This window comes from Neobacillus cucumis, assembly GCF_016908975.1.
GTDB lineage: Bacteria > Bacillota > Bacilli > Bacillales > Cytobacillaceae > Neobacillus > Neobacillus cucumis.
Genome location: NZ_JAFBEX010000011.1, coordinates 187808 through 208028, shown reverse-complemented (window position 1 = coordinate 208028; position 20221 = coordinate 187808). Strand labels below are relative to the sequence as shown.

The following is a 20221-nucleotide window of genomic DNA, read 5'->3' as shown; positions in this document are numbered from 1 at the left end:
TATGTTGTGAAATATAAAGGGAGTTTTCCCAATGGAAATTTAAGCGTCGGTGCGGTTGTTCCAGTCTTTTAGGAAGCCTTCGATTCCTTTGTCTGTTAATGGGTGTTGGAACAAACCGATTAATACTTTGTATGGAATGGTTGCAATGTGTGCGCCCCTTAGCGCAGCTTCTGTTACATGGATTGGGTTGCGGATGGAAGCAGCAATGATTTCGGTCTCTAAGCCATGTACGGCAAAGATGTCGGCTACTTGTGAGATGAGTTCAAGACCGTTTTGTCCGATATCATCGAGTCTTCCTAGGAATGGTGATACATAGGTCGCACCTGCTCTTGCAGCTAATAGTGCTTGGTTTGCGTTGAAAATTAACGTCACGTTGGTTTTGATGCCTTCTTTTGAAAAAGCATGGCAAGCTTTGATTCCGTCTGGAGTCATCGGTACTTTTACGGTGATGTTTGGAGCGATGGCTGCTAGTTCTTTTCCCTCGCGGATCATGCCTTCTGCATCAAGAGAGATGACTTCGGCGCTGACGGAGCCAGGAACAAGTGCAGCAATTTCTTTAATACGGTCATGGAATGAAACACCTTGTTCTTTTGCTACTAAAGATGGATTGGTGGTAACCCCTGATAGTAAGCCTAATTCATATACTTCGCGAATTTCATCCAGGTTTGCTGTATCAATAAAAAATTTCATGTGCTAACCTCCGTTATTTCGACTAAATTTTCAGACTACTCTATCCAAACATAAACCGCCCTCATGAAGGACGGTTTTCAGTTTTATCTAAATGGGTTCTGGGAGAGCATCACCACTTAATGTGATGCCCCTTTTCCAGAATGGATTATACCAACAATTAAGCTTTGTTAGATGAACCGAATTCGCGCATTTTGCCGATTACAGTTTCTTTGATTGCGTCACGTGCTGGTCCTAAGTATTTACGTGGATCATATTCGTTAGGTTTTGCCGCTAATACTTCACGAACCGTTCTTGCAGACTCGATTTGATTTTCAGTATTAACGTTGATTTTTGCAGTACCAAGGGATACAGATTTTTGGATATCCTTAGTTGGAATTCCTGTACCACCGTGTAGTACTAGTGGCATGCCAGTAAGGTTGCCGATTTCTTCCATTTCTTTGAAACCAAGGTTTGGTTCACCTTTGTAAGGGCCGTGTACAGAACCTAATGCAGGAGCTAAGCAGTCGATACCTGTGCGTTTAACTAACTCAACACACTCGTTAGCATCAGCATAGATAATGCTTCCAGATACATCGTCTTCTTGTCCGCCAACAGTTCCTAATTCAGCTTCAACTGAAACACCTTTTGAATGAGCGTAGTCTACTACTTTCTTAGTAGTTTCTACGTTTTCTTCAAATGGGTGGTGAGAAGCGTCAATCATTACTGATGTAAAACCAGCATCGATTGCTTCTTTACATTTTTCAAAGCTTGAACCGTGGTCAAGGTGAATAGCTACAGGAACAGTTATTTTCAAGTCTTCCATTAAGCCCTCAACCATTTTTACAACCGTTTTGAAGCCGGACATATAGCGGGCAGCACCTTCAGATACACCAAGGATAACTGGTGAGTTCTCTTCTTGTGCAGCCATTAGGATTGCTTGCGTAAATTCTAAGTTATTCAGGTTGAATTGACCTACAGCGTAGCCTTCCGCTTTCGCCTTGTTAAGCATGTCTGTCATTGATACTAAAGGCATTTCTCTTCCTCCTCAAATTAGGTTGATATCATTTAAATAGGGTCTTCCATAAAAGGGTTTCCCTTTGATTTGGCGATTATGTATAAATCAAAAATGATATACAGCCTGTTAAAAGTTCATATGTATCATAACAAAAGAAAGAAGGAAATGCCATAATTCGAGCATGTTTTTTCAAACTGTCACAATGAAAACGCACCCATTTTTAAGTCTTTACTTTTTTACAAATTTTAGTTTGTTTTTTGCGGTATATGTTTGCGGACTGCCGCGCGAATATCATCAATATCAAACGGTTTTGCAAAATGAGTTAAGGCACCAAGGTCTTTGGCTTCTTGAATCATATCCAATTCACCATAGGCGGTCATGATGATGACGCGAATCTCTGGATCGATAACTTTCATTCGTTTTAGAATTTCGATACCGTCCATACCCGGAATTTTCATGTCCAAAAGGACAAGATCCGGATGATGTTTTGTCACTATCTCAAGTGCTTGGACTCCGTTTGCCGCTTGAAATGTTTGATACCCTTCTTTTTGGAACACTTCATTTAGCAAGATGCGAATGCCAAACTGATCGTCGACAATTAATATTTTCTCTTTCACAAATTCCACCTCTTCCTTAGCAATATGTATTTTTACTTGTTATATTTCGACTGAGAGAAATAAATATCCTGCCTTATATTTGCATTTTATTTGTTATTTTACAATTGTTTTGGCTGAGGACCGAAAAAGTTTATACTAGACATGAATAAGGAGGGTTACCATGCTAAAAATGTTTACCACCCAATTAACGGGTGTTTTTAAAAGAATAGAGGAAAAAGAAGAGTTTTCGTTTGAGGATGGATCTCGCCTGCTTGCCCAAGCCTTTGTAGGCGACGGTTCCATTTATCTATTGGGCTTTGGGGAGATGAAGGCAGTTGAATTCGAAGCGTTAGAAGGCAGAGAGCCGTTACGCGGTGCGAAGGTTTTGCCTGTAGACAGCCTGGATGTGCTTGAGTCCGCGGACCGCGTGCTATTGTTCACCCGTTATTCCAATGATCGTCAGGCACTCGATTTGGCTCAAATGCTTCATGAAAAAATGATTCCCTTTGTTGCTGTGTCGACAGTTGCGGAGGATTCTGATGAGGATTTATCAAAATTAGCGGATGTTCATCTTGACCTGCGGTTAACGAAGGCGCTGCTTCCGGATGAGGTTGGGAATCGCTATGGTTACCCTTCCGCAATTGCTGCATTGTTCGTCTACCACGGAATAAAATTTACGATCGATGAGATATTAACTGAATATGAAGAGTAGAATGGGGCCTTAAAGGGCCCTTTTTTGTTTTATGAGTATATGGCGGCTGGCTATTTTGTCCGACTGGCCCTTTTTTCAGCTAGTTTGGCTCATTTTTGTGCCACATTGGCTCATTTTTGTGCCACATTGGCTCATTTCCCGTTAGCATTGGCCGATTTTCCGACCATATTGGCTCATTTTTCAACCACATTGGACTATTTTCCACTTACATCCAAAAAAGCCGGTCCTCCAAACAGAGAACCGGCCCCAATCATTAGTATTTTTGAATAGATGCTTTAATAAAGTCACGGAACAATGGCTGTGGACGCGTTGGTCTTGAGACAAATTCTGGATGGAATTGGGACGCCACAAACCATGGGTGGTCCTTCAATTCAATAATTTCGACTAAACGGCCGTCAGGACTTGTACCTGAGAACACAAAACCTTTTGCTTCCATCTCTTGACGATAGAAATTGTTAAACTCATAACGGTGGCGGTGACGCTCGTATACGACTTCATCTTCATACGCTTCAAACGCCTTTGTTCCTTCTGCAAGACGGCAAGGGTATAATCCAAGACGTAATGTACCGCCAATATCCTCAACATCCTTCTGCTCTGGAAGAAGGTCAATGATCGGATGAGTTGTTTCCGGTACAAATTCCGCTGAATGAGCATCACCATACCCCAATACGTTACGGGCAAATTCAATCGTCGCTAGCTGCATGCCTAAACAAATGCCAAGGAATGGCTTCTTATGCTCACGAGCATAGCGGGTTGCTTCAATCTTCCCTTCCACACCGCGGTCTCCGAATCCGCCTGGTACTAACACACCATCCACTTCATCAAGAAGCTCGGCTACATTTTCACGTGTTACATGTTCAGAGTTAATCCATTTAATCTCGACATCCGTGTCAAAAGCGTAACCAGCATGCTTCATTGCTTCCACAACGGAAATATAAGCATCCTGAAGTTCTACGTATTTACCCACTAGACCGATTTTTACTTTTCCAGAAAGGTTAAGAACACGTTCAACAAGTGCCTTCCACTCGGTCATTTCGGCTGCATTTGTACCTAATTCCAAGTGATCGCACACGATTTGGTCCATGTTTTGCTCTTGCAATGCAAGTGGAATGGAATATAGAGTATCGGCATCACGGCACTCGATCACAGCTTTCGCATCAATATCACAGAACAATGCAAGCTTATCCTTCATATCCTGTGAAACAGGCAATTCCGTTCTTACCACAATAATATTTGGCTGAATTCCAAGGCTGCGCAATTCTTTTACACTATGCTGGGTCGGCTTTGTTTTCATTTCGCCAGCCGCCTTTATGTATGGAATCAGCGTACAGTGAATATACATAACATTTTTGCTGCCAAGGTCGCTTTTAATTTGGCGAATCGCTTCTAAGAAAGGCAATGATTCAATATCTCCAACCGTACCACCGATTTCTGTAATAACCACGTCCGCGTTAGTCTCTTTTGCTGCACGGAAGCAGCGCTCTTTGATTTCATTGGTAATATGCGGAATAACCTGAACAGTTGCCCCTAAATAATCCCCGCGGCGCTCTTTTCTTAACACAGTTGAATAGATTTTTCCTGTTGTTACGTTAGAGTACTTATTTAAATTAATATCAATAAAACGCTCATAGTGACCCAAGTCCAAATCGGTTTCTGCACCATCATCCGTAACGAATACTTCACCATGCTGATAAGGGCTCATCGTCCCAGGGTCCACGTTAATGTACGGGTCAAATTTTTGAATCGTTACATTCAAACCTCGATTTTTCAATAAACGCCCTAATGAAGCAGCAGTAATCCCTTTTCCTAGTGATGACACCACACCACCGGTTACAAAAATATACTTTGTCATAAATTCGTCCTCCTCTATTACAGTTTGTGCATTATTCAGGTTGTTTAAGGATATTTTTTTAAAATAATTTCCCCATTGCTCCAAAAAACGAAAAAACTCCTTACAATAAGGGAGTTTTCTTAGAAAAGCACTAAGCACTCTGACTGTTGCTTATGCTTGACATTAAAATAAAAAAGCGCCCCTGCTCGCGGATTGCGAGGGGAGCGCATATCGTTATATTCATTCGTCCTATTAAAAGGAGCCCAAAAAAGATAATACAGGGGCTCGAATAAAAAGTCAAGCCGTTTACGTTAACTCTCGGGAAGAGCCCGTAAACGGCTTTTCCCATCAGACTTACAGTTCTTCGTCTTCATCCTCGTTTTCAAATTCATCTTCTTCTTCGTCGTCAAGATCATCATCGAGATCCTCATCAAGCTCTTCTTCCTCACCAAGATCAAGATCATCTTCTTCGTCAAGGACATCATCATCATCGTCATCAAACTCGTCGACATCATCAAGATCATCCAAATCGTCGTCGTCGTCATCAAGAAGATCATCTTCATCATCAGCAAAGTCATCAAGATCATCATAATCTTCATCTTCGACATCATCGAAATCATCAAGCTCGTCTTCGTCGACAACCTTCTTCGCCTTTTTCTTCTTCGGCTTAGTAGGCGTGATAACCTCTTCTTCAGCCGTATCAACTGGATACCAGAAACGAAGTCCCCAGCGATTTTCCCCTAATGAGAGGAACCGGCCATCGATATTAATATCGGTATAAAACTGTGCCAGGCGAGAACGAATTTCTTCGTCCGATATATCAGCAGCGGTTTTAATCTCGTTCACTAATTCATTAAAAGAGATTGGCTGCTTGCTATTTTTTAAATATTCATAAGCCATTTCCATGAGGGAAAACTCTTGCAATTCCTCTTTTGAGTATTGTGCTAAACTCACTATTGGCACTTCCTTTCTCTATTTAACACTCTTTACATTTGAGTGGTTCAGGACAGTTAAGCTTCTATGTATGAAAAAATGGATTTTTCATAACTGTCTAGTTCCTGTAAGAAGTGATTCTTGCACACTTCTAAATTTTTGCATATTCTTCATTATAAACAATTTCTTGGTGTTTATGCTAGTGCTAGAAGATAGTTTCACTTGATTTTTTGCGGCGGTGATGGTTTGTCGTTCGACGATTTCTCTTTCTTGATTTTTTTGAACTCCTTAATAGAGATATACAAAAATAAAATGGCCAAGAGGAAAAACGAAACGGCACCGAGTTGGAGCTGATAGAGTTCATATAACGGCCAGGCGAAAATAATTAAAATAATAATTATTCGATTAACCTTCATACGGATACACCTGCCTGTCAACACATCATGATTGGAATGCTAGTTTTGATTATATAGGATACAAATCCAATTTAATATAAAATAATCCTAACTATTTTACCACAAAAATAGACAACGGTGACTACACCAAGTGGTGCCTGTCACCGTTGCTCCTTTTATCATTGTAAAAACTTTGAGAAATGTCCAGCTGCAGCGACCAAGTCGCTTCCGCTTTTCGTATTACATATTCCTTCTATATTGCCCTCCAACCTCGTAGAGTGCCCTAGTAATTTGCCCGAGGCTTGCTGATTTGACGGTCTCCATTAGCTCTGTGAAGATATTGCCATTATTCACGGCAGCCGCCTTTAAACGATTTAATGCTTCAACCGACTCCCCGGCATGCGCCTTCTGGAAAGCCTGCAAATTATAAATTTGCAATTCCTTTTCTTCATTCGTTGCACGGGCAAGCTCCATATTATTGACCTCTTCAACTGAAGGAGGATTCGGATTTAAATACGTATTTACCCCAATAATCGGCAGCTCACCCGTATGTTTCTTCATTTCATAATACATCGATTCATCCTGAATCTTTCCTCGCTGATACTGCGTTTCCATCGAACCAAGCACCCCGCCGCGATCATTCAGGCGATCAAATTCCTGCAGTACCGCTTCTTCGACCAAATCCGTCAATTCCTCGACAATAAACGATCCCTGCAGCGGATTCTCATTCTTCGTTAACCCATGCTCTTTCGTAATAATCATTTGAATGGCCATCGCCCGGCGGACCGATTCTTCCGTCGGCGTCGTAATCGCCTCATCATATGCATTCGTATGGAGCGAATTACAATTATCATGGAGCGCCATTAACGCCTGCAAGGTGGTCCGAATATCATTAAAGTCAATTTCCTGGGCATGCAGTGACCGCCCTGAGGTTTGAACATGATACTTTAACTTCTGACTGCGTTCATTCGCCCCATACTTATCCCGCATCACCGTCGCCCAAATCCTCCGAGCTACCCGGCCAATCACCGTGTACTCTGGATCTAAGCCATTGGAGAAAAAGAACGATAAGTTCGGCGCAAAATCATCAATCTTCATACCGCGGCTTAAATAATACTCGACATACGTAAAGCCATTTGACAGCGTAAACGCCAGCTGCGAAATCGGATTGGCCCCTGCTTCGGCAATATGATAACCGCTAATCGACACCGAATAGTAATTCCGGACTTGATGGTCAATGAAATATTGCTGAATATCCCCCATCATCCTTAGTGCAAACTCTGTTGAAAAAATACAGGTGTTTTGCCCTTGGTCTTCTTTTAAAATATCAGCCTGCACGGTTCCCCGTACGGTGCGCAGTGTATAAGCACGAACATCAGAGAACTCATCCAGCGTCAACATGCGGCCAAGTTCCGCTTCCTTCTTCTGAACCTGCTGATCAATCGCTGTATTCATAAACATCGCCAAAATAATGGGCGCCGGCCCATTAATCGTCATCGATACCGATGTGGATGGATGGCACAAATCAAACCCCGCATAAAGCTTTTTCATATCATCCAACGTACAAACACTGACCCCGCTCTCGCCAACCTTTCCAAAAATATCAGGGCGGTAATCCGGGTCTTCCCCGTACAAGGTCACCGAATCAAATGCCGTACTCAAACGCTTCGCGGCATCATCCTTCGATAAATAATGGAAGCGGCGGTTCGTCCGTTCTGGAGTCCCTTCCCCGGCAAATTGGCGTTTCGGATCCTCGCCTTCACGCTTAAACGGAAACACTCCTGCCGTATAAGGGAACGAACCCGGCACATTCTCGCGGTACACCCAGCGCAGGATTTCACCATAATCCTGATATTTCGGTAGAATCACTTTCGGAATATCAAGCCCAGATAAACTTTTTGACTTTAACACTGTAATAATCTCTTTATCCCGGATACGCGTCACCAATCGATCCCCTGCGTAGGCCGTCTTGGTTTGTTCCCACGTCCCGAGAATTTTTCGTGACTCTGCCGTCAGCTTAGCTTCTGTTTCCTGCTTCACCGCCTTTAAAGCCGCGACCACCTCCGGCTGGTCCCTCACCGCAGCGATTGCCCCCTCCAACTGAAATAATTTCCGGGCAATATTCGCCTGCTCTTCCGCTCTATGGTGATAGCCCCGCACCGTCTCCGTTATCTCCCGCAAATAATATCGCCGGTCAGATGGGATAATCACATTCTGTTTTTCAACCAAAGCATCCCTGCTAAACGACGTCACCCAATCGGTGCCCGCCTTTTCATTGATGACCTCCACTAACGCTGCAAACAACGCATTCGTTCCCGGGTCATGAAACTGGCTTGCAATCGTACCATACACCGGCATTTCATCAAGCTCTTTTTCAAACAGCATATGGTTGCGCTGATACTGCTTTTGCACCTGGCGCTTTGCATCCTCTGAGCCCTTGCGTTCAAATTTATTAATCACTATCAAATCTGCAAAATCGAGCATATCGATTTTTTCCAGCTGCGAGGGCGCACCGAACTCACTCGTCATCACATACATCGACACATCACAGACCTCGGTAATTTCCGCATCACCCTGCCCGATACCACTCGTCTCGATCAAGACCAAATCAAAGCCCGCCGCCTTTGTTACAGCAACTGCATCTTTAATCGCAAGCGAAAGTTCATTTTTCGACCGCCGTGTCGCTAGGCTACGCATATACACATTGGGTGAGAAAATCGCATTCATGCGGATCCGGTCCCCAAGCAAGGCCCCACCTGTCTTTTGCTTTGTCGGGTCCACAGAAAGAATCGCAACTTTTTTCCCCGGAAATTCATTGATAAAGCGGCGGATCAGTTCATCGGTTAACGAACTTTTTCCGGCACCGCCTGTACCCGTGATGCCAACGACCGGAATCCCCTTCGCAAGTGACTTCACCTGTTCAAGCACCTGCTCTGCTGAAGCCGCGGCCTCGTTCCTTTTTTCCACATGAAGCTCTGCTAGGGTAATCAGCTTCGCAATTGCATTCACGTCACCGCTCGGCAGTTTGGCGATTTGTTCGCTGACATCGGGGGTCACTGTCGAAAAATCACATTCCCGCAGCATCAGATCAATCATCCCTTGCAGCCCTAAGGTACGCCCGTCCTCTGGTGAAAATAGCCTGGCAATCCCATAGGCATGCAATTCATCCATTTCGCGCGGGATAATCACCCCGCCCCCGCCGCCATAAATCCGAATATGCGGCGCGCCCTTTTCACTTAACAAGTCATACATATACTTAAAGTATTCAACATGCCCGCCTTGATACGACGAAATAGCGATCCCCTGAACATCCTCCTGAATCGCGGCGGTCACAACCTCCTCGACCGAGCGATTATGCCCGAGGTGAATCACCTCCGCCCCACTCGCCTGCAATATCCGTCTCATAATATTTATCGAAGCATCATGGCCGTCAAATAGGCTCGACGCCGTCACAAAGCGGATATGATGCCGTGGCTGATAGTTCCCCATCGTCCTCCCCCTTTTGGAAAAATGAAACTGTATCTTCGACTCGCTTGGATGACCCCTTTTGAAAAATGAACCCTATTTTCGGCTCGCTTTACATTACCCTTTTTCCGAAACCGCTACAGCGACCGTAACCTTGTTTTCGATCCCCGATAATAAAACGTCCGTTTGCATCGCAATATACTCCTCGAGCGTAAATAACTTCCTTAAGGCCCAGCGGCGGAATCCCCACATTTGCCCCTGAACAAAAATGTTATGTGCCACAAGCTCAATCTGTTTTTGTGTTAAAATCAGTTCCCCGTTCTCGACACAGCGCGTCAACAACTCTTCAAACATCGCGACCATTTCCATTTCTTTTTTCAATACATATGGCAGAGCATCCTTAGAAAGGGACTTGACTTCCTGATACATCACGAGCACCTCTGCCTGCATTTCATCCATTACCTGAAAAAAGTCGGCAATCCCGTGTTTCAAGCTTTCCAGCGTCCCTTTTTCCACGGCCAAATCCGCCTGAAGACGCTCACTAACATGGTCATAGATACTGTCACAAACAAGATAGAGGACATCTTCCTTTGTGCGGATATATTCATAGAGTGTTCCGATGCTGAAACCAGCTGCTTTAGCAATTTCCCTTGTTGTTGTCCGGTGAAACCCCTTTTGTTTAAAAAGTGCGACAGCCCCTTTGATCATTTGATCACGCCTTTTTTGCACAAGACGCTCATCCTTGACAGAGGCTTGAACTTCTCTTTTTTTCATCCCCTGTTACCGCCTTTTTCCTAAGCTTTGCACCGTGGGACAGAGCCCCTTGGCCTGGCTTTTTATTTTGTTATCATTCTCGAAATGACAAGCCGTTGAATTTCTTGTGTTCCTTCATAAATCTGCGTAATTTTGGCATCACGCATAAAACGTTCAACTGGATAGTCTTTTGTATAGCCATATCCGCCAAACACTTGGACGGCTTCGGTTGTTACCTTCATGGCCGTATCGCCGGCAAACAATTTGGACATGGCCGACTCTTTGCCGTACGGCAGACCATTCGACTCAAGCCAGGCAGCTTGATAGGTTAGGAGTCTTGCCGCTTCAATATTGGTCGCCATATCCGCCAGTTTAAAGGAAATACCCTGGTTCGCGACAATCGGCTTGCCAAATTGCTGGCGCTCGCGTGCATAATCGACGGCCGCATCCAGTGCGCCTTGGGCGATCCCGACTGCTTGGGCGGCGATGCCGTTGCGGCCGCCATCAAGGGTCATCATTGCAATTTTAAAGCCTTCGCCCTCTGCACCAAGCCGGTTTTTAACAGGAACTTTGCAATCTTCAAAAATAATTTCTGTCGTAGGCGAGGAGCGAATCCCGAGTTTCTTTTCTTTTTTGCCAACCGAGAAACCTGGTAATTTGCTTTCAATGATGAAGGCAGTCGTTCCTTTTTGCTTGTTGGCAGGATCTGTTAACGCAAAGACAACATAGATATCAGCAACGCCTCCATTGGTAATAAAAATTTTGGAGCCATTTAAAATGTAGTGATCGCCCTCTAAGCGGGCCGTCGTTCGCATTCCGCCAGCATCCGAACCGCTGCCTGGCTCCGTTAAGCCGTACGCGCCAATTTTCGTGCCTTCTGCCATTGGTCTTAAGTAGGTTTGTTTTTGCTCCTCGCTGCCAAATTTGTAAATCGGCCAGCCCGCTAATGAGGTGTGCGCAGATAACAGGACGCCTGTTGATGCGTCAACGCGGGAAAGCTCTTCGACGGCAATGCAATAGGCTAAAAAGTCGCTGCCAATGCCGCCGTATTCTTCTGGCCAGGGAATTCCGGTTAAACCAAGCTCCGCCATTTTGTCAAAGATCCCCCGGTCGAAGCGTTCTTCTTCATCGCGCTCGGCTGCGGTCGGCGCTACCTCGTTGCGCGCGAAATCCCGAACCATTTTTCGGATCATTTCATGCTCTTCAGATAATTTAAATTGCATGTTTTGTGCCTCCTTCGGACTTTATTAATAAAATCCGGACATATTAACAAAATTTTGATTTTATTAACAAAAAAACGCACGATATTAACACATCATGAGTTTTATTAACATTGCGCCAACACTAAAGATGCTTACTAATCACAATCCGCTGAATCTCGCTCGTGCCTTCATAAATCTCCGTCACCTTGGCATCGCGGAAATAGCGTTCAACCGGATAGTCTTCGGTATAACCGTATCCGCCGAATACTTGGATCGCCTCTGTTGTCACTTCCACCGCTGTCCTTGTGGTAAACAGCTTCGCCATCGACGCTTCTAATGTGCATTTCAAACCCTTGCTCCGTAAATCCGCAGCCCGATAGACTAATAGCTTTGCCGCCTCCACACTGGTTGCCATATCCGCCAACTTAAACGCAATTCCCTGCTGGGAGGCAATCGGCCTGCCGAATTGATGGCGCTCCTTCGCATAAGCCGTTGCTGCTTCAAAGGCTGCTTCCGCAATCCCGAGTGCCTGAGTAGCAATGCCAATCCGCCCAACATCAAGGTTTGCCATCGCAATCTTAAAGCCTTCGCCCTCTTGCCCCAGCCTATTTTCCGCCGGGACATGCAGATCTTCAAACGTCAGCTGCACCGTTCTGGAGCCGTGCAGCCCCATTTTCTTCTCATCCTTGCCAACAATAAAACCGGGGGTATTTTTTTCAACAATAAAAGCGACAATCCCTTTTGTCCCAAGCTTTAAGTCTGTCGTGGCAAACACAATATACACATCCGCTTCACCGCCGTTTGTGATAAACAACTTAGAGCCATTCAATACATAATGGTCGCCTTTATTGACCGCCCGTGTTTTTAAACTGGCCGCATCCGACCCTGAGCTTGCCTCGGTTAAGCAAAAGGCCCCTAGATATTCACCTGTTGCCAGCTTTGGCACATACTTTTGCTTTTGTGCCTCTGTTCCAAAATACAGAATAGGGTTTGTGCAGACAGAGGTATGAACAGATAGAATCACGCCAACGGCAGCGCTTACTTTTGACAGTTCATGAATGGCGATAATATAGGAGGTGAAATCCATCGCCGCACCGCCGTACTTCTCGGGGACCGGAATCCCCATCAACCCAAGCCCGCCCATTTTGCGGAGGATTTCACGTGGAAATTCCCCCTTTTCCATTTTTTCAATAAATGGGGTAATCTCCTTCTCGGCAAAATCACAGACCATTTTGCGCATCATTTCCTGCTCATCTGAAAAAATAAGATTCATCTATGTCTCCCCTTCCTGAGGAAAATTTCGTTAGCCTATGCCAGGGGAATCTTTGGTTATGTAAGGACGGCGTGATCCACCTGGTCTAATAAAATTGTCCAGCTCCAGCGCCTAGGGGCTCGAAGGTCTACAGCCAATCCATCAAGAAGGCTAAAGTGCAGCCTTCTCGCTGGCTCGTCTGTAGCCTTGCGCCCCTGTTCAAGGCGCTTCCGCTTTTCTATTCTATTCATAGATGTAGAAGCCGCGCCCTGTTTTCTTACCAAGCCAGCCTGCTTTCACATATTTTCGCAGGAGCGGGCATGGGCGGTATTTATCATCGCCAAAGCCTTGATGGAGTGTTTCCATAATGTATAAACAAGTATCTAAGCCGATAAAATCAGCCAGGGTTAACGGTCCCATTGGATGATTCATGCCGAGCTTCATCACTTCATCGATCGCTTCTTTTGTGGCGACGCCCTCGTAAAGTGTGTAGATGGCTTCGTTAATCATCGGCATCAGAATGCGGTTGGAGACAAAGCCAGGAAAATCATTGACTTCAACTGGCACCTTGCCTAATGTCTTGGTCATGTCTTCAATTACTTGATAGACTTCATCGGCTGTTGCCAGACCGCGAATAATTTCGACGAGTTTCATGACTGGGACTGGGTTCATAAAATGCATGCCGATGACCTTTTCCGGACGTTTGGTGGCGGCAGCTATTTCTGTGATGGGCAATGATGACGTGTTGCTGGCTAGTATGGTATGGGCTGGAGCTATTTTATCTAGTTTTGCAAAGATGTTTGTTTTGATTTCCATGTTTTCGACCGCAGCCTCGATGACAAGGTCCACGTCTTTGGCATCGTTAAGGTCGGTGGATGATGTAAGTTTTGCAAGGACTTCTAGCTTTTCTTCTTCTGTCATACGTCCTTTGTCGACGTTGCGGGTTAGGTTTTTCTGGATGACCTTTAATCCACGGTCGACGAATTCCGGTTGAATGTCATTTACGATTACGTTGTATCCAGCTTGGGCACATACCTGGGCGATTCCTGAGCCCATTTGTCCTGCCCCAATGACCATTACCTTTGAAACGTTCATGGTTTCCCCTCCAAAACTTATTTTCAGAATCTTAAAATTGTGCTCTATGCAAGTGAAAAATGACTGTTCGCAAGTTGAGTTGCGTTATCCGTGAATTAAAAACTGCAATCCGCAAATGGAGCCGGCTTCCGCAAGTTATCCACAAATGGAGATAACCTATCCGCAAGTAAAAGACCCTTATCCGCAAATAAAACCCCTGTATTCGCACATAAAGGTCTTCTCCTATCTACTAAATAAAACGCCGTTTACTCTCCTTATTCCTTCGGCACCTCAATCATCACCGCATCACCCTGACCGCCGCCTGAGCAAATCGCCGCGATGCCGATACCGCCGCCGCGTCGCTTCAATTCATGCATCAAAGTAATGATAATCCGCGCCCCGCTTGCGCCAATCGGGTGACCGAGGGCGACCGCACCGCCATTGATATTGACCTTTTCTGGATCAAGACCGGCAATTCTTCCGCTCGCTAACGCTACAGCTGAAAAAGCCTCATTGATTTCAACTAAATCAATCTCATCCAAGCTCTTGCCTGTTTTTCGTAATAGCTCATTAATCACTAAACCTGGAGTCTGCGGAAAATCTTTGGTTTCAACCGCCACCTCGGCATGACCAAGAATCACCGCGCCAACCTGACGTCCCTCATGCTTTGCCCGCTCTTCGCTCATTAACACAAGTGCGGCCGCACCGTCATTCACGCCAGGTGCATTTCCAGCTGTAATCGTTCCATTTGAATTAAACACTGGTGCTAACTTGGACAAACGCTCTATAGAGGTATCCTTGCGCGGTCCCTCATCCACCGACACCACCAACGGGTCGCCTTTGCGCTGCGGCACCTCCACCGCGACAATCTCCTCGGCTAATTTGCCGCTCTCAAGCGCTGCGATGGCCCGAACATGACTCCGAAGTGCCCACTCATCCTGGGCCTCACGGGAAATTTCCATTTCAGCAGCCGTACTGTTCCCATATGTGCCCATGTGAACCCCTGTAAAGCTGCAGGTCAATCCGTCATGGATCATTAAATCTTTTACGGAAGAATCGCCCATTCGGAAACCCCATCTCGCTTTCGGCAAAATATACGGGGCATTGCTCATGGATTCCATACCGCCTGCGACAATCACCTCTTCATCGCCAGCGCGAATGATCTGGTCAGCTAACGTCACACTGCGCATTCCGGAAGCACACACCTTATTGATGGTCTCAGTTTTCACTTCCCATGGCAGTCCGGCGTGACGTGCAGCTTGCCGCGATGGAATTTGTCCCTGTCCTCCTTGTAAAACCGTTCCGAGAATGACTTCATTTACGTCTTCCGGCTTCACCCCTGCACGAAACAGCGCCTCCTTTACCGCAATACCGCCAAGCTGTGAGGCACTAAAGCTGCTTAAACTTCCCCCTAATTTTCCGAAAGGTGTTCGAACACCGCTTAAAATAACTGTTTTCCCCATTTTCCATCTCTCCTTCATTTATTTAATCCTCTAGACTTGCAGCGACTGAACGCTCGCTCGAAAAGGAACGAAAAATATAACGCACACAAGGCTTCATGGAACACCTGCATACGTCAACAAATAAATTGTAAGCGTTTTAATATATAAATCTATTTTACATAAAAAATAGCAGGAGCGAAAACATTTTACCCAAAATTTTAAAAATTTTGACTTGTAAAATAATCCAACTCCTGCGTTATGTTTAAGATACAGCTACTTCACCACAAACCGCTTTTTCAAGTAGCTCTGCGACATCATAGGTGGCGATTTTTTCTTCCACTTCCTTCGCCTTGGTCCCATCAGACAACATTGTCAAGCAATATGGACAGCCCGAGCTGATGACGGTCGGATTGACGGCAAGTGCCTGTTCCGTCCGGCTGACGTTAATGCGGTGGCCGGTCTCTTCCTCCATCCACATCAAGCCGCCGCCTGCACCACAGCACATACCTCGTTCACGGTTGCGCTCCATTTCCACTAACTTCACACCAGGGATGGATTTTAAAATTTCCCGCGGCGGGTCGTATACCTCATTGTAACGTCCGAGATAGCAGGAATCATGGAACGTAATCGTTTCATTTACAGCATGTTTTGGCACGAGGCGGACGTCACGTACTAGCTGGAAAAGCACTTCTGTATGATGAAATACTTCTGCCTCTAAACCAAAATCAGGATATTCATTTTTAAATGTATTATAAGCATGCGGGTCAATCGTGACGATTTTCTTCACACCCGCTTTTTCAAATTCTTCGATGTTTTTGGCAGCAAGCTCTTGGAATAAAAATTCGTTTCCTAAACGGCGCGGTGTATCACCAGAATTTTTTTCCTTATTACCAAGGACAGCAAATTTGACACCTGCCTCATTTAAAAGCTTAGCAAAGGATAAGGCAATTTTTTGGCTGCGGTTATCATAGGAACCCATGGACCCTACCCAGAACAGGTATTCAAATTCTTCTCCCGCTTTGTTCATTTCCTTTACAGTAGGAATCTGGATGTCCTCGCGCACTTCACGCCAATTCTCTCGCTCTTTCCGGTTTAAACCCCACGGATTGCCTTGGCGCTCAATATTGGTCATGGCACGCTGGGCATCGGCATCCATTTTTCCTTCGGTTAAAACCAAGTAGCGGCGCAGATCGATAATTTTATCGACGTGTTCGTTCATCACCGGGCATTGGTCTTCACAGTTACGGCAGGTTGTGCAAGCCCAGATTTCTTCCTCGGTAATGACATCGCCAATCAAATTTGGATTGTAGACGGCAGCAGCAGCCGATTCTTGAGCGCCCTGCCCGCCGGCCGCAAGCGCGATTTGATTTCCCTTTGAATTCGCAAAGGCAAATGCCGGTACCCAAGGCTGCTTCGAAGTGACGGAGGCACCATAAAAGGTAAGGTGATCGCGCATTTTCACGATTAAATCCATAGGAGACAGCATTTTACCTGTTCCCGTCGCCGGACACATATTGGTACAGCGGCCGCATTCGACACAGGCGTAGAAATCAATCATTTGGTGCTGGGTAAAGTCTTCAATTTTTCCGACACCGAACGATTCTTGTGTTTCATCTTCAAAATCAATCTTTTTTAATTTTCCTGGTTTTTCTAGACGGTTGAAGTAGACATTTGCCGGACCGGCAATTAAGTGAGCATGCTTGGATTGTGGGACGTATACTAAGAAGATAAGCAGGAACAATAAATGCGCCCACCACGCAAGGTAGAAGATAACGATGGAGGCAGTTTCATTGATTCCTGAAAAAATCAGCGAAATAAGCGAAGCAACAGGTTCTGTCCATGTAGGGTCTTCCCCATGCCAGATGATACCCATACCATTTCCGAGTAGAACAGACAGCATAAGACCGCCGATGAACAGCAGGACAAGACCAGATTTAAAATTACGTTTGAGCCGGACTAATTTTTCAACATAACGGCGGTGAAATGCCCAAAAGACAGCAACAAGAATCATGAGTGTCACGATTTCCTGGAAAAAGGTAAAGCCCGGATATAGCGGTCCAAGAGGCAAATGGGAGTGGGGAGCGAGACCTCTCCAAATAAAATCAATGGCGCCGAATTGTACTAAAATAAAGCCATAGAAGAACATAACGTGAATCGCACCGCTTTTTTTATCCTTTAAAAGCTTTTTCTGCCCGAACACATTGACCCAAATTTTCTGCAGACGCTCTTTGACTCTGGTATCAAACTCGACTTTTTTACCGAGCTTAATAAATTCAATCCGTGTTTTGACGACATACACAAACAGACTAATAGCGTAAGCGGTTACAACAAGAAACGCAATCAAATTGAGCCATAAAAGACCATTCAAATAAAACGCCCCTTTCTCAGAATCTGCCACTTGTTTGTAGAAAAATAACAAATTTTCAGAATTGTATATAATACCATTTTAATAATGAATGAGCATTCAGTCAACCGTTTTTTACGATTTGTTGAACTTATAGAAATTCTAGCCCCTGGGGACACTAATGAAACCGAATGGGGGAAACATCACGATGAAATTGGTATTCATATTGAGTGGACTGCTTATTCTCATCATTATATGGCTCGGCTTAGATTTTAGTTTAGGTCGAAGGAAGCATCTTTTGGCAGCAAACAGAGTGGAGACCGGCATCCTCCATGGTGAATTTGAAATTTTCACGCATGGAAAGGAATTTTTCCGCGACTATTTTACAGAGTTACAAAGGGCGAAACACCATATCCATGTTTTGTACTATATCGTGAAAAATGACCACCTCGGCCAGCAGTTTTTTACCATTTTAAAAGAAAAAGCGCAGGCAGGCGTCAGGGTTTGTTTGCTGATTGACCGCCTTGGCAGTTTAACTATCAAGAAAAAAGATGTAAGGGAATTACAAGACGCAGGTATCCAAGTTGCGTTTAGCAATCGAGTCAAGCTTCCCTTTCTTTTTTACTCGTCGCAGGTCCGGAATCACCGAAAAATCTCGATTATCGACGGTAAGGTCGGCTTTATGGGTGGTTTTAATATTGGCAAGGAATATATTGACGAAGATCCATTCTTGAGTCCATGGCGGGATTATCAGTTAAAAATCACGGGCGAAGGCGTTACTTTTTTGCAGAGTGAGTTTTTAATCGATTGGGATCAATATGCCGAAGAAAAGCATCAAAGTACGGACGGGCTTTTTCCTCAACTGCCCAAAGGGAGCATCCGTCATCAATTTATTCCAACTGAAGCGGGGATGCTCGAAAGAAGTTTTATTCAGCTGATTAAAAAGGCTAACCAATCGATTACGATTGGCACCCCCTATTTTATTCCTAGCATGCCCGTTTTCAAAGAATTACTCGAAGCACGGCAGCGCGGCGTCAGCATGACACTGATAGTCCCCTACAACACTGATCATATTCTTGTCCAAGAAGCATCGTTCCGTTATTTGCGAAGGCTTCTGAAGGAAGGTGCACTTGTCTATCAATATCAAAACGGTTTTTATCATGCCAAAACCATTTTGATTGATGATAAGATTTGCGATATTGGCTCGGCTAATTTCGATAAACGGAGTTTATTTTTAAATAAAGAGATTAATTGCTACATTTATGACCCAGCCTTTATTGAACACTTGCAGCAGGTCATTCACAAGGACATTTTAGACTCTAAACCGCTGTCATTAGCGGAACTTACTAGACCCAATCTCTGGCGGTCTGTGAAAGAAATGGCGGCTAGTGCGATTAGCTATTTTTTATAAGGGGGCGTTTCATATGATTAAAATCCGGCTTGGCTATGTTTCACATGCGATCAGCTTATGGGATGCTTCTCCTGCCAAAACGCTTACCTATACCCGTTATCAGCAACTCAGCGCCTCAGAGCGCGTAGAGAAGTTGCTTGAGGTAACGAGGCTCAATCTCCGTCATACGTTACGGATGCTATACTATAATCTTGCGCATGAGATTGAACTGTACCGGTTTTCGAGCTCGATTGTCCCACTGGCAACCCATCCGGAGGTCCGTTGGGATTTCACGACTCCGTTTGAAAAAGAATGGCGTGAGATTGGGGATTTGGTGAAAAAGAATCACTTGCGAGTCAGCTTTCACCCCAATCAATTTACGCTGTTTACCTCACCGAAACAGTCCATAACCGAGAATGCTGTGATTGATATGACTTACCATTATCAGATGTTTGAAGCGATGGGAATCGAGAATCAAGGACTTATCAATATTCATATTGGCGGTGCATATGGGGATAAGGCGGCTGCACTGTCCCGTTTTTATCAAAATTTGACTACCTTGCCGGCTCCTATAAAGAAGGTGATGACATTGGAAAATGATGATAAAACTTATACGGCGGAGGAAACTTTATGGGTATGCGAGAAAGAAGGAATTCCGTTAGTATTCGATTATCATCACCATATGGCCAATCTTAGCCGGACCTCTTTGGAGGATCTGCTGCCGCGGATTTTCGAGACATGGTCAACAGTTGGAGTGATACCCAAGATCCATATTTCTTCCCCTAAAAATGAGAAGGAATTTCGCTCACATGCCGATTTTGTTGACTCTGAGTTTATCATGCCGCTTGTGAATTTATTACGTGAACTCGGAAAAGACGTTGATTTTATGATTGAGGCTAAGGCAAAGGATCAGGCAGCCTTGAAATTAGTAGAGGATTTAAGTAAATTGCGAGGCTTTAAACGAGTGAGCGGGGCAAGTCTTGAAATTTAGAAAAGCGTAAGGCGCCTGCCTATCGGCGACAAGCACAAGACGAGCCGGCCGAAAGGTTGTTCTTTAACCTTTTGGACGGCTTGACTTGTGACCTCGAGCCGATGGCGCCTGGAGCTAGACAATTCTCGAAGTCCAAATTTTTACATTCTTAAACTAA

At 44.9% G+C, this 20221-nt stretch carries 18 protein-coding genes; 4 read left to right on the top strand and 14 right to left on the bottom strand.

The features are described from left to right. Window positions 1-39: 39 nt before the first annotated feature. The 3 genes from fsa to JOC76_RS16535 form a co-directional block, all read right to left on the bottom strand. Complete coding sequence (gene fsa / locus JOC76_RS16545) at window positions 40-690, bottom strand: fructose-6-phosphate aldolase (protein WP_205179214.1); 651 nt, start codon at window positions 688-690, stop codon at window positions 40-42. A gap of 157 nt (window positions 691-847) precedes the next feature. Continuing rightward, window positions 848-1702, bottom strand: coding sequence for a class II fructose-bisphosphate aldolase (locus JOC76_RS16540; RefSeq protein ID WP_205179213.1), 855 nt, complete (start codon window positions 1700-1702; stop codon window positions 848-850). 227 nt (window positions 1703-1929) lie between these two features. Further along, entirely contained in the window at window positions 1930-2301 is a 372-nt protein-coding gene (locus JOC76_RS16535) for a response regulator (protein WP_101648383.1), read from the bottom strand. Between the two features lie 160 nt (window positions 2302-2461). On the opposite strand from JOC76_RS16535, the gene JOC76_RS16530 reads away from it, so the two are divergent. After that, window positions 2462-2992, top strand: a complete 531-nt coding sequence (locus JOC76_RS16530) for a DUF2529 domain-containing protein (RefSeq protein WP_205179212.1) — start codon at window positions 2462-2464, stop codon at window positions 2990-2992. A 39-nt stretch (window positions 2993-3031) separates the two neighbouring features. Continuing rightward, entirely contained in the window at window positions 3032-3262 is a 231-nt protein-coding gene (locus JOC76_RS16525; RefSeq protein ID WP_205179210.1) for a hypothetical protein, read from the top strand. Here JOC76_RS16525 and pyrG read toward each other — a convergent pair. The 11 genes from pyrG to JOC76_RS16470 all read right to left on the bottom strand — a co-directional run bounded on the left by pyrG (window position 3246) and on the right by JOC76_RS16470 (window position 17707). Then, entirely contained in the window at window positions 3246-4844 is a 1599-nt protein-coding gene (pyrG, locus tag JOC76_RS16520) for a CTP synthase (protein WP_205179208.1), read from the bottom strand. The two genes, JOC76_RS16525 and pyrG, sit on opposite strands and share 17 nt — an antisense overlap. Window positions 4845-5177: 333 nt before the next feature. Continuing rightward, entirely contained in the window at window positions 5178-5777 is a 600-nt protein-coding gene (gene rpoE, locus JOC76_RS16515; protein WP_205179273.1) for a DNA-directed RNA polymerase subunit delta, read from the bottom strand. Between the two features lie 197 nt (window positions 5778-5974). Next, on the bottom strand, window positions 5975-6172 hold the full coding sequence (locus JOC76_RS16510) for a hypothetical protein (protein WP_205179206.1): 198 nt from the start codon (window positions 6170-6172) through the stop codon (window positions 5975-5977). 219 nt (window positions 6173-6391) lie between these two features. Then, window positions 6392-9640, bottom strand: coding sequence for a fused isobutyryl-CoA mutase/GTPase IcmF (gene icmF / locus JOC76_RS16505; RefSeq protein ID WP_205179205.1), 3249 nt, complete (start codon window positions 9638-9640; stop codon window positions 6392-6394). Window positions 9641-9733: 93 nt separating this feature from the next. Further along, the gene (locus tag JOC76_RS16500) at window positions 9734-10390 is read right to left on the bottom strand and encodes a TetR/AcrR family transcriptional regulator (protein WP_205179204.1); all 657 of its coding nucleotides are present in this window, start codon (window positions 10388-10390) and stop codon (window positions 9734-9736) included. A 62-nt stretch (window positions 10391-10452) separates the two neighbouring features. Beyond that, complete coding sequence (locus JOC76_RS16495; protein WP_205179203.1) at window positions 10453-11592, bottom strand: acyl-CoA dehydrogenase; 1140 nt, start codon at window positions 11590-11592, stop codon at window positions 10453-10455. Between the two features lie 121 nt (window positions 11593-11713). Next, on the bottom strand, window positions 11714-12844 hold the full coding sequence (locus JOC76_RS16490; RefSeq protein WP_205179202.1) for an acyl-CoA dehydrogenase: 1131 nt from the start codon (window positions 12842-12844) through the stop codon (window positions 11714-11716). Between the two features lie 56 nt (window positions 12845-12900). Next, complete coding sequence (locus JOC76_RS16485; RefSeq protein ID WP_205179201.1) at window positions 12901-13074, bottom strand: hypothetical protein; 174 nt, start codon at window positions 13072-13074, stop codon at window positions 12901-12903. Next, window positions 13067-13918, bottom strand: coding sequence for a 3-hydroxybutyryl-CoA dehydrogenase (locus JOC76_RS16480; RefSeq protein ID WP_205179200.1), 852 nt, complete (start codon window positions 13916-13918; stop codon window positions 13067-13069). Before JOC76_RS16480 ends, JOC76_RS16485 begins: the two co-directional genes overlap by 8 nt. Before the next feature lie 254 nt (window positions 13919-14172). Beyond that, the gene (locus tag JOC76_RS16475; protein WP_205179199.1) at window positions 14173-15360 is read right to left on the bottom strand and encodes an acetyl-CoA C-acetyltransferase; all 1188 of its coding nucleotides are present in this window, start codon (window positions 15358-15360) and stop codon (window positions 14173-14175) included. 241 nt (window positions 15361-15601) lie between these two features. Continuing rightward, window positions 15602-17707 carry a 4Fe-4S dicluster domain-containing protein gene (locus JOC76_RS16470; protein WP_205179271.1) on the bottom strand — a complete coding sequence of 702 codons (2106 nt, stop codon included), beginning with the start codon at window positions 17705-17707 and terminating at the stop codon, window positions 15602-15604. A gap of 157 nt (window positions 17708-17864) precedes the next feature. Between JOC76_RS16470 and cls the strand changes: the two genes are divergently transcribed. After that, complete coding sequence (gene cls, locus JOC76_RS16465) at window positions 17865-19094, top strand: cardiolipin synthase (protein ID WP_239557765.1); 1230 nt, start codon at window positions 17865-17867, stop codon at window positions 19092-19094. 16 nt (window positions 19095-19110) lie between these two features. Continuing rightward, entirely contained in the window at window positions 19111-20064 is a 954-nt protein-coding gene (gene uvsE / locus JOC76_RS16460; protein ID WP_205179267.1) for a UV DNA damage repair endonuclease UvsE, read from the top strand. The last annotated feature ends 157 nt before the right edge of the window (window positions 20065-20221 follow it).

Coding starts and splice junctions, on each gene's coding strand:
- pyrG (WP_205179208.1), bottom strand. CDS start 4,844: ATGACAAAGTATATTTTTGTAACCGGTGGTGTGGTGTCATCACTAGGA.
- JOC76_RS16540 (WP_205179213.1), bottom strand. CDS start 1,702: ATGCCTTTAGTATCAATGACAGACATGCTTAACAAGGCGAAAGCGGAA.
- JOC76_RS16530 (WP_205179212.1), top strand. CDS start 2,462: ATGCTAAAAATGTTTACCACCCAATTAACGGGTGTTTTTAAAAGAATA.
- JOC76_RS16495 (WP_205179203.1), bottom strand. CDS start 11,592: ATGCAATTTAAATTATCTGAAGAGCATGAAATGATCCGAAAAATGGTT.
- JOC76_RS16475 (WP_205179199.1), bottom strand. CDS start 15,360: ATGGGGAAAACAGTTATTTTAAGCGGTGTTCGAACACCTTTCGGAAAA.
- cls (WP_239557765.1), top strand. CDS start 17,865: ATGAAACCGAATGGGGGAAACATCACGATGAAATTGGTATTCATATTG.
- JOC76_RS16480 (WP_205179200.1), bottom strand. CDS start 13,918: ATGAACGTTTCAAAGGTAATGGTCATTGGGGCAGGACAAATGGGCTCA.
- JOC76_RS16490 (WP_205179202.1), bottom strand. CDS start 12,844: ATGAATCTTATTTTTTCAGATGAGCAGGAAATGATGCGCAAAATGGTC.
- JOC76_RS16485 (WP_205179201.1), bottom strand. CDS start 13,074: ATGAATAGAATAGAAAAGCGGAAGCGCCTTGAACAGGGGCGCAAGGCT.
- JOC76_RS16510 (WP_205179206.1), bottom strand. CDS start 6,172: ATGAAGGTTAATCGAATAATTATTATTTTAATTATTTTCGCCTGGCCG.
- JOC76_RS16500 (WP_205179204.1), bottom strand. CDS start 10,390: ATGAAAAAAAGAGAAGTTCAAGCCTCTGTCAAGGATGAGCGTCTTGTG.
- JOC76_RS16525 (WP_205179210.1), top strand. CDS start 3,032: ATGGCGGCTGGCTATTTTGTCCGACTGGCCCTTTTTTCAGCTAGTTTG.
- fsa (WP_205179214.1), bottom strand. CDS start 690: ATGAAATTTTTTATTGATACAGCAAACCTGGATGAAATTCGCGAAGTA.
- icmF (WP_205179205.1), bottom strand. CDS start 9,640: ATGGGGAACTATCAGCCACGGCATCATATCCGCTTTGTGACGGCGTCG.